Origin of the sequence: Mycobacterium sp. (genome assembly GCF_019243155.1) — a bacterium.
In the GTDB taxonomy this organism is placed as follows: domain Bacteria; phylum Actinomycetota; class Actinomycetes; order Mycobacteriales; family Mycobacteriaceae; genus Mycobacterium.
Genome location: NZ_JAFAUS010000235.1, coordinates 1 through 9,073, shown reverse-complemented (window position 1 = coordinate 9,073; position 9,073 = coordinate 1). Strand labels below are relative to the sequence as shown.

General features: G+C 67.4%; 9 protein-coding genes and 1 pseudogene. 6 read left to right on the top strand and 4 right to left on the bottom strand.

Annotated features, from left to right (window positions below):
• The 3 genes from JOZ00_RS11655 to nudC form a co-directional block, all read left to right on the top strand.
• Positions 1-318 (top strand): PD-(D/E)XK nuclease family protein (locus JOZ00_RS11655; protein WP_293343915.1); only part of this gene is annotated, 318 nt, incomplete at its 5' end.
• A gap of 101 nt (positions 319-419) precedes the next feature.
• The gene (locus JOZ00_RS11650) at positions 420-1,490 is read left to right on the top strand and encodes a potassium channel family protein (RefSeq protein ID WP_293343913.1); all 1,071 of its coding nucleotides are present in this window, start codon (positions 420-422) and stop codon (positions 1,488-1,490) included.
• A 58-nt stretch (positions 1,491-1,548) separates the two neighbouring features.
• Positions 1,549-2,484 carry an NAD(+) diphosphatase gene (gene nudC / locus JOZ00_RS11645; RefSeq protein WP_293343912.1) on the top strand — a complete coding sequence of 312 codons (936 nt, stop codon included), beginning with the start codon at positions 1,549-1,551 and terminating at the stop codon, positions 2,482-2,484.
• An 8-nt stretch (positions 2,485-2,492) separates the two neighbouring features.
• Here nudC and JOZ00_RS11640 read toward each other — a convergent pair whose 3' ends face one another.
• Positions 2,493-3,077: a sensor domain-containing protein gene (locus tag JOZ00_RS11640; protein ID WP_293343910.1), complete on the bottom strand. Its 585-nt coding sequence runs from the start codon at positions 3,075-3,077 to the stop codon at positions 2,493-2,495.
• Between the two features lie 172 nt (positions 3,078-3,249).
• Positions 3,250-3,504, bottom strand: a complete 255-nt coding sequence (mrx1, locus tag JOZ00_RS11635; RefSeq protein WP_293343908.1) for a mycoredoxin Mrx1 — start codon at positions 3,502-3,504, stop codon at positions 3,250-3,252.
• A gap of 78 nt (positions 3,505-3,582) precedes the next feature.
• On the opposite strand from mrx1, the gene JOZ00_RS11630 reads away from it, so the two are divergent.
• From JOZ00_RS11630 to JOZ00_RS11620, 3 genes are all read left to right on the top strand, one after another.
• Complete coding sequence (locus JOZ00_RS11630) at positions 3,583-4,488, top strand: oxaloacetate decarboxylase (protein WP_293343906.1); 906 nt, start codon at positions 3,583-3,585, stop codon at positions 4,486-4,488.
• A gap of 137 nt (positions 4,489-4,625) precedes the next feature.
• Positions 4,626-6,728, top strand: coding sequence for an ATP-dependent DNA helicase UvrD2 (locus JOZ00_RS11625; protein ID WP_293343919.1), 2,103 nt, complete (start codon positions 4,626-4,628; stop codon positions 6,726-6,728).
• Positions 6,729-7,126: 398 nt separating this feature from the next.
• Positions 7,127-7,408, top strand: a complete 282-nt coding sequence (locus tag JOZ00_RS11620; protein WP_293343904.1) for a WhiB family transcriptional regulator — start codon at positions 7,127-7,129, stop codon at positions 7,406-7,408.
• A 4-nt stretch (positions 7,409-7,412) separates the two neighbouring features.
• On the opposite strand, the gene JOZ00_RS11615 is transcribed toward JOZ00_RS11620, so the two are convergent.
• Together JOZ00_RS11615 and JOZ00_RS11610 are read right to left on the bottom strand one after the other, a co-directional pair.
• Positions 7,413-8,756 carry an AarF/UbiB family protein gene (locus JOZ00_RS11615; protein ID WP_293343917.1) on the bottom strand — a complete coding sequence of 448 codons (1,344 nt, stop codon included), beginning with the start codon at positions 8,754-8,756 and terminating at the stop codon, positions 7,413-7,415.
• Positions 8,757-8,834: 78 nt separating this feature from the next.
• Positions 8,835-9,073 (bottom strand): annotated as a pseudogene (locus tag JOZ00_RS11610) (cyclodehydratase); the annotation flags it as partial.

The window sequence follows — 9,073 nt, the reverse complement described above, 5'->3', positions numbered from 1 at the left end:
GCCGTCGAGGTGCCGTTCGAGATGCCGATCGGCGATACGGTGGTGCGCGGTCGCATCGATGCCGTGTTCGCCGATCCCGACGGCGGCGCAACCGTTGTGGACTGGAAGACCGGCGAACCGCCGCACGGCTCGGAGGCGATGCGCCAGGCCGCGGTCCAGCTTGCCGTGTACCGCCTGGCCTGGGCCGCTCTGTCCGGGCTGCCGGAATCGTCGGTGCGCACGGCTTTCCACTACGTGCGGGCGCGTCGCACAGTCGCTCCCGACGAATTGCCGGCGCCCGGTGCGTTAGCGGGGTTGCTGACCGACCCCGTCGGCTGATGCCCGGGCGTCGCCGCCCAAGTATTGGGGAAGCCGCGATCGTGGTTACATTTGAGGCGTGCGTGTCTCATTCGCTGGGCTTGAGCCAATGATCGGCCGCCGTGCGCAACGGTAGGTCGCGAAAGCTGAGCGGTCTGGACGAAACGCTGTCCGCCCAGCGCGGTCACCAGTTGGTCGGCGTACTTCGTATTCCGGAAGAGCACGCCAGCCCCATCCGCGTCATCACCCGCCGCCTGGCCATCGCGCTGGTCGTGCTGTTCGCCGCCGCCGTCATCGTCTACCTGGATCGCGGCGGTTACCGCGACGTGCGGGGCGCGCCGCTGACATTCCTGGACTGTATGTACTTCTCCGCGGTGTCGTTGTCGACCACCGGTTACGGCGACATCACCCCGTACACGGAATCCGCCCGCCTGGTTCATACCCTGATCTTCACAGCGCTGCGGATCGCCTTCCTGGCGGTGTTGGTCGGCACGACCCTTGAAGTGCTCTCCGAGCGCTCCCGGCAAGGGTGGAAGATTCAGCGTTGGAGGAGCAGAGTGCGCAACCACACCATCGTGATCGGCTATGGCACGAAAGGAAAAACGGCCGTCGCCGCCATCCTTGGTGATGAGGCCTCCCAGGGGGAGGTCGTCGTCGTCGACACCGACCGCAGCACCCTGGAGCATGCCGAGACGGCGGGCCTGGTCACGGTGCACGGCGATGCCACCCGGGCCGACGTGCTGCGGCTGGCCGGGGCGCAGCATGCGTCCTCGATCGTCGTCGCCACCAGCCGCGACGACACCGCGGTGCTTGCCACGTTGACCGCACGTGAGCTAGCGCCCAAAGCCAAGATCGTGGCGTCAATCCGGGAGACCGAAAACCAGCATCTGCTGCAGCAGTCGGGCGCGGACTCGGTAGTGGTCTCCTCGGCGACCGCCGGACGGCTGCTTGGGCTCGCCACCACCACGCCCAGCGTGGTGGAGATGATCGAGGACCTGCTGACTCCGGATTTCGGGTTGGCCATCGCCGAGCGTGAAGTGGAGCCGACCGAGATCGGCGGTTCGCCCCGGCATCTGCGCGACATCGTGCTCGGCGTGGTGCGCGACGGCCACCTCCTGCGCATCGGCGCGCCCGAGGTGGACGCCGTCGAGGCCAACGACCGGCTGCTCTACATCCGGAACGCGGGGTACTAGTGGCGATCGCAAGCGCGGCGAAGCCGGGCGCGGCGGGTCGCCACGGCAGGGGGCACTAGTGGCGATCGCAGACTTTCGGCTGCGCGAGGTTCCGTTGCTGTCGCGGGTCGGCGCCGACCGGGCCGACCAATTACGCACCGACGTCGACGCCGCCACCGCGGGATGGTCGGAGGCGGCGCTGTTGCAGGTGGACTCGCGCAACCAGGTGCTGGTCGCCGACGGCCGAGTCGTGCTCGGCGCGGCCGCAAAGCTGGCCGACAAGCCGCCGCCGGAAGCGGTATTCCTGGGCCGCATCGAGAACGGCAGGCATGTGTGGGCTGTACGGGGCGCCCTGCAAGCCCCGGAGGACCCGAACGTGCACACGGAGGTGGTGAACCTGCGCGGCGTCGGGCCGATCCTCGACGACGCCAGCAGTCAGCTGGTGTCGTGCGCGGTGGCGCTACTGAATTGGCATGACAGGGCGCGATTCAGCCCGGTTGACGGCTCACCGACGAAGTTGGCCCGCGCGGGCTGGGCGCGCGTCAACCCGGTGACCGGGCAGGAGGAGTTCCCGCGCATCGACCCCGCGGTGATCTGCCTCATCCATGACGGCGGCGACCGAGCGGTGCTGGCCCGGCAGGCGGTGTGGCCGGAGCGGATGTTCTCGCTGCTGGCCGGATTCGTGGAGGCCGGTGAGTCTTTCGAAGCGTGCGTGGCCAGGGAGATTCACGAGGAGATCGGACTGACCGTCCGCGACGTGCGATACCTGGGCAGTCAGCCGTGGCCGTTCCCGCGCTCGCTGATGGTCGGCTTCCACGCCGTGGGCGACCCGACTGAAGACTTCTCGTTCAATGACGGCGAGATCGCCGAGGCCGCATGGTTCACCCGCGACGAGGTTCGGGCGGCGCTCGCCGTCGGCGACTGGTCCAACAACTCTTCGGACTCGAAACTACTTCTGCCCGGGTCGATTTCGATCGCGCGGGTGATCATCGAATCATGGGCCGCCATCGACTGACCCCGCCGCTACTGCTTGATGCGGTCGGTGATCGTCTGCAGCACGGTCGTCGCCACCTGCTCGGTGGGTTCGATGCCTAACACCCCAACGGACATCAGCACCGAGGATTTCGTGCGATAGAAGTGACTCCACCCGGCCGAGCCGAGCCGCAGGGTCATGGGATCTGGCTTGCTCAGCGCGAAGTCGTAGGCGTTGTCGTGCAACGAAGCGCATTGGTTGAGCCTGGATTCCAACTGGGCGAGCGCCCCGCGCGCCGCGCCCGAGTCCGGGTAGATCGCGACTGCGTGACTGACCTCGTTGATCGGGGCGATCCCGCCCGGTCGCAGGTCGTCGGTGGTGCCGCTGTAGGTGACCGCGCGATATTCTTTCCAGCCCGAGGTGAAGGTGAGGTTGCTGCTTCCCACCGCCTGGCAAGGGCCGGGGGCATTGATGCTCGCCAGCGGATGATGCCTGTCCGCGTACGAATAAGGTTGCAGGCCTTCGAAATTGGCGATGTGGCGGACATCTTCGACGCTGACGATCAACGAGTCGGCGAAGATGTGCTCCGGGGGAACCGCCCTGTCGTCCAGCGGCGGATCGGAGCAAGCCGACATCACGACAAGGGCGCTGCAGGCGACGCCGGCGGCAAACGCTTTGCCAATTAACGGAAAACGCCGCCAAACGCCGGGCGCAGCGCGATTCGCGCGAACGCTCGACGCCATAGCCAGTATCGTAAGGCCGCGCCGACGGCGGGGTCAGCACAAATTTTGAATATCCGGCGCGTGCTCAGCTGCCGACTTCGGCGAGCTTCGCCTTCACCTCGGCCGCGCTCGGGTTGGTCAGCGTCGACCCGTCGGCGAATTTCACCGTCGGCACCGTCTTGTTGCCGCCGTTGACCGACCCGACGAACTCCGCTGCCGCCGGATCCTGCTCGATGTCGACGGCTTCGTAGGGGATCTTGTTGGACTTGAGCACCGTCATGAGCCGATGGCAGTAACCACACCATGACGTCGTATAAACGGTGAGCGGAGCGTTGGTCATAGTTGGTTAACGTAGCCCGGCGACGATGCATTCCGCGAAGCGGGTTTACCCGGCGGCGTTGCGGTAACCCGTTCCCCGGTGAACGGCAACACGGTCACACATGCCACGCGCCTGCGCCACCTCATCGCCGACCCGGCAATCCTCGTTGCGCCGGGGGTGTACGACGGCACCGGCGCGCGCATCGCGGAAAACCTTGGTTTCCAAGCCCTTTACCTCAGCGGGTTCGCCACCTCGGCCAGCATTCTCGGCCAGCCCGACGTGGGCTACCTGACGCTGACGCAGATGGCGCAGCGCGTCGGCCAGCTCGTCAACGTCGTCGATCTCCCGCTGATCGCCGATGCGGACACCGGCTACGGGAACCCGCTCAACGTCCGGCAGGCGGTCATCGAGTACGAGAAGGCGGGCGCGGCGGCCCTGCACATCGAGGATCAGAGGTTTCCCAAGCGGTGCGGGCACATGCTGGGCCGCGACGTCATCCCCGTCGAGGAGATGGTGCAGAAAATCGCGGCCGCGGTCGAAGCGCGCCGCGATCCCAACTTCGTCATCATCGCCCGCACCGACGCGCGAACGTCGATGGGTCTGGACGAGGCGATCGAGCGTGGCGGCGCCTACCGCGATGCCGGCGCGGACGTGCTGTTCGTCGAGTCACCCGAAAGCGAGGCGGAGATGAAGCGCATCGGCGACGCCTTCCGCGACACCATCCCGCTGCTCAGCAATCAGGTCGAAGGCGGACGCACCCCGATGCCGGGCGCCCGGCGGCTCGAGGAGATGGGCTTCGCGCTCGCGATCTTCGCGGTCGGCACGGCGTTCGCCGCCGCCGAGGGCATGCGGCACTACCTCGCCACGCTGGCGGACACCGGCGGAACGGACGCCACCGCCGACCGCATGATCGCGTTCGACGATTTCAACGAGCTCATCGGCCTGCCCGACCACGCCGAACTCGAGGAGCGCTATGCGACAGGAAGGCAGCATTGGAATGGCTGAGAACTTGGCCCGCAAACTGATTGCCGCCGGCGGCGCCATCCTCTAAAAAGACAGCAACTCGCCGACGCGCACTAGTCACGACATCGCTTTGTCGGCCGTCCCTGCCAGTATGGGAAGCCACCATGAATGCCACGCCGATGGTCGCCGACCAACTGACCGCTGGGCTCGACGACGAGCAGCGCGACGCCGTGCTCGCCCAGCGCGGGCCGGTCTGCGTGCTGGCCGGCGCTGGAACGGGCAAGACCCGCACCATCACTCATCGGATCGCGCAGCTGGTGGCCAGCGGACATGTCGCCGCCGGACAGGTGCTCGCGGTGACGTTCACCCAGCGGGCGGCGGGGGAGATGCGCTCCCGGCTACGAACACTCGACGCCGCCGCGCGCACGGGCACCGGCGTCGGCGCCGTGCAGGCCCTGACGTTTCACGCCGCGGCGCATCGGCAGCTGCGGTATTTCTGGCCGCGGGTGGTCGGTGACACCGGATGGCAGCTACTCGACAAGAAGTTCGCCGTCGTCGCGCGGGCGGCCAGCCGCAGCAGGGTCAACGCCAGCACCGATGACGTCCGCGACCTGGCCGGCGAAATCGAGTGGGCCAAGGCATCGTTGATCAGCCCCGAGCAATATCCGGCCGAGGTCGCGGCCGCGCAACGGGATATCCCGTTGGACGCCGCCAAAGTCGCCGCCGTCTACGCCGCCTACGAGGCCCTCAAAGCCAACGGTGACGGCGTCACTCTGCTCGATTTCGATGACCTGCTGCTGCACACTGCCGCCGCGATCGAGAACGACGTCGCCGTGGCCGAGGAATTCCGGGACCGTTATCGCTGCTTCGTCGTCGACGAGTACCAGGACGTCACGCCCCTGCAGCAGCGGGTGCTCACGGCGTGGTTGGGCGATCGAGACGACCTGACCGTCGTCGGCGATGCCAACCAGACCATCTACTCGTTCACCGGGGCGTCGCCGCGGTTCCTGCTCGACTTCTCGCGTCGGTTTCCCGACGCCGCCGTGGTCCGTCTGGAGCGCGACTACCGCTCCACGCCGCAGGTGGTGTCACTGGCCAACCAGGTGATCGCCGCGGCCCGCGGCCGCGTGGCAGGCAGCAAGATCCACCTGATCGGCCAGCGCAAGCCCGGTCCCGCGCCGTCGTTCCATGAGCATTCCGACGAACCGGCCGAGGCCGCCGCCGTCGCGGCGTCGATCGCCCGGCTGATCGAATCCGGCATCGCGCCTTCCGAGATCGCGGTGCTGTACCGGGTCAACGCGCAGTCCGAGATCTACGAGGAAGCCCTCACCGAGGCGGGCATCGCCTATCAGGTTCGCGGCGGCGAGGGGTTCTTCAACCGTCAGGAGGTCAAGCAGGCCCTCGTGGCGCTGCAGCGGGCGGCCGAGCGCGCCGCCGGCGCGGTAATGGAACGCCCGTTGCCCGAGGTCGTCCGCGCGATCCTGGAACCGCTGGGGCTGACCGCCGAAGAACCCGCCGGTATCCGCGCCCGGGAGCGTTGGGACGCGCTGACCGCGCTGGCCGAATTGGTGGACGACGAAGTCGCGCAGCGCCCGCAGCTGGACCTCCCGGGGCTGGTGGCCGAACTCCGGTTACGCGCCGACGCCCGGCACCCACCGGTCGTGCAGGGCGTCACGCTGGCCTCGCTGCACGCCGCCAAGGGGCTCGAGTGGGACGCGGTGTTTCTGGTCGGCTTGGCCGACGGCACGCTGCCCATCTCGCACGCGTTGGCGCACGGCGCCGAGAGCGAGGCCGTTGAGGAAGAGCGTCGACTACTCTACGTCGGAATCACCAGGGCGAGAGTGCATTTGACGCTCAGCTGGGCACTGGCCCGCAACGCGGGCGGCCGGCAGGGCCGCAAGCCGTCGCGGTTTCTCAACGGAATCGCGCCGCAGGCGCGCGCCGACGCGGCGCCGGGGAAATCCCGCAGAAAACAAGGCGCCACCCGTTGCCGGATCTGCAACAAGGACCTGACCACGCCGGCCGCGGTGATGCTACGGCGGTGTGAAACGTGTGCGGCCGACGTCGACGAGGACCTGTTGTTGCGGCTCAAAGAGTGGCGGTTGGACGTCGCCAAGGAGCAGAAGGTGCCCGCATACGTCGTCTTCACCGACAACACGCTGATCGCGATCGCTGAACTGCGGCCGGACGACGAACGGGCGCTGATCGCGATCCCGGGCATCGGTGCCCGCAAGCTGGAGCAGTACGGTCCTGACGTGCTGGGGTTGGTTCGCGGGAGCTGACCGGTAAACGTGCAGGTCAGAAAATCGGTTGTGGTCAGCGGTGACAACCGTTTACCCTCGAAACCGCAGTCCGGCGTTTTCGAAAGGAGGGTGGCCACGATGGTGAACGACGCGTTCGGCGTATGCGTGGCCGCTGCTCAGCAGACCGCGCGGACTTTCCACGCCGCCCATGCCGCCGTTAAGGCGGCGGCTAAGCATCGCGCCGCCGCCGCGACTGACGCGTCCGTGGATCGGGGTCATACGTAAGCACTACGTAATCTCCCCCGGTTTTCACCAAATGGCCACGGACCCGAAGTCAAGGATCCGTGGCCACAGTTTTCGGGCAGCGAGCCCGCAACCTGGTCCGGATCACCAAGTCTTCTAGACGATCACCCGACCAGGAAGCAGGTGAGCAGCACATGAAAGCACCGACAGGCCCTAGACAACGGAGGCCGGCGTTGCCGTGCCACGTCGGCAATCCCGACCTGTGGTTCGCCGAGACGCCGGCCGACCTCGAGCGCGCCAAGACGCTGTGCGCGGCCTGCCCGGTGCGGCGCCAGTGCCTGGCGGCCGCCCTAGAACGCGCCGAACCCTGGGGTGTGTGGGGCGGTGAGATCTTCGAGCGCGGCGCGATTCTGAGCTACAAGCGACCGCGCGGACGCCCCCGCAAAGACGACAGGAAAGGAGAAGTCGCGGCCTGAATGCCTAGACGACCGCGCTGTCGGGCTCGGCGAAACCGGGGATCAGCTCCTCCGACAGCGCCTTGATCGGGACATGCGCGTCCAGCTGGCACAGGATCGCGGCCACCGACGCGATGACGCGCATCGGTATCACCAGCTTGGGCGGCAGGTCCATCTGCCTGGCCGTCTTGATCTGCGAGACCGACCGGTCGATCTGGCCGACGGTCATCCTCTGCAGCCACTTGCGGTTGTAGTGGAAGACGTCGACCTCGACGGGCTCGACGTATTGCCGCAGCATCTCGTCGATGTCGCGCACCGAGACCTGCTGGCCCTTCTGGATGAAGCCGGCCTTTTCCATCGTAGGCAACAGCATGTCGTAGTTCTTGTCGCGGGCCAGCCGGATCGTCATCCCGAGCTCGATCGGGTAGCCGCCCGGCAGGGGAGCGACGGCACCGAAATCGATGACGCCCATCCGGCCGTCGGGCAGCAGCATGAAATTGCCCGGGTGGGCGTCGCCGTGCAGCATCTGCAGCCGATTCGGCGCGTCGAAGGTCAGCTCCAGCAGGCGGGTGCCGATCAGGTCGCGCTGCTCGCGGGTTCCCTCGCGGATGATGTCCGCCATGTGCAGGCCGTCGATCCACTCCTGGACCACCACTTTGGGGGCGCTGGCCACCACATGCGGTATCGCGAAGTGCGGGTCGCCCTCGTACGCCTTGGCGAATTTACGCTGGTTGTCGGCCTCGAGCCGGTAGTCGAGTTCCATCTCGGTGCGCTCGATCAGCTCGTCGACGATGCCCTGGACGTCGGCGCCGGGCGCGAGCTGCTTGGCCACCCCGACCATCCGCTGCATGGTCTTGAGGTCGGCGCGCAACGCCTCGTCGGCGCCGGGATACTGGATTTTGACGGCCACCACGCGGCCGTCGGACCACACCGCCTTGTGCACCTGGCCGATGCTCGCCGAGGCCACCGGGGTGTCGTCGAACGAACTGAACCGCTCCCGCCACTTGGTGCCGAGCTGCGCGGCCAGTACCCGATGCACTTTGTTCGCGGGCAGCGGCGGCGCGTCCTTCTGCAGCTTTGTCAGCGCTTCGCGGTAGGGCTCGCCGTACTCGTCCGGGATGGCGGCTTCCAGCACCGACAGGGCCTGGCCGACCTTCATCGCCCCGCCCTTGAGCTCACCGAGCACGGTGAAGAGCTGGTTGGCGGCTTTCTCCATCAGCTCGGCCTGGACTTCGTCCTTGGATTTGCCGGTCAGCCGCTTTCCGAAGCCGAGCGCCGCCCGACCGGCAAAGCCGACCGGGATGCTGGCCAGCTTCGCATTGCGCGCAGCCCGGCCGCGTTTTATGTCTGCCACATCCCCATCATCCATGACGATCAGCTCGCGGCGGTGTGATCTCACTACAACCAATCTCACGCCCGGTTGCGTGTGTGCGACACACCACCCGCATCAGCATGAGCACAGCGGATGCCTGGTCCACTGCCGCGCGACGATGGCGCCGGCGTTCAGATCGAATTCCAGCGTGGCATTGAGCGTCTGGGGTGGCGCCGGGTCCTTCCCGCGCACGGCCGCGATCACGCGGTTCACCTGACTGAGCGCCAGCGCGGCGGTCGCGAGCAAGGTCGCGCGGTCGGCGACCCCGACGGTCTCGCGCAGTTGCGCGGAGATCGCCGGCCACGCACCGTCGC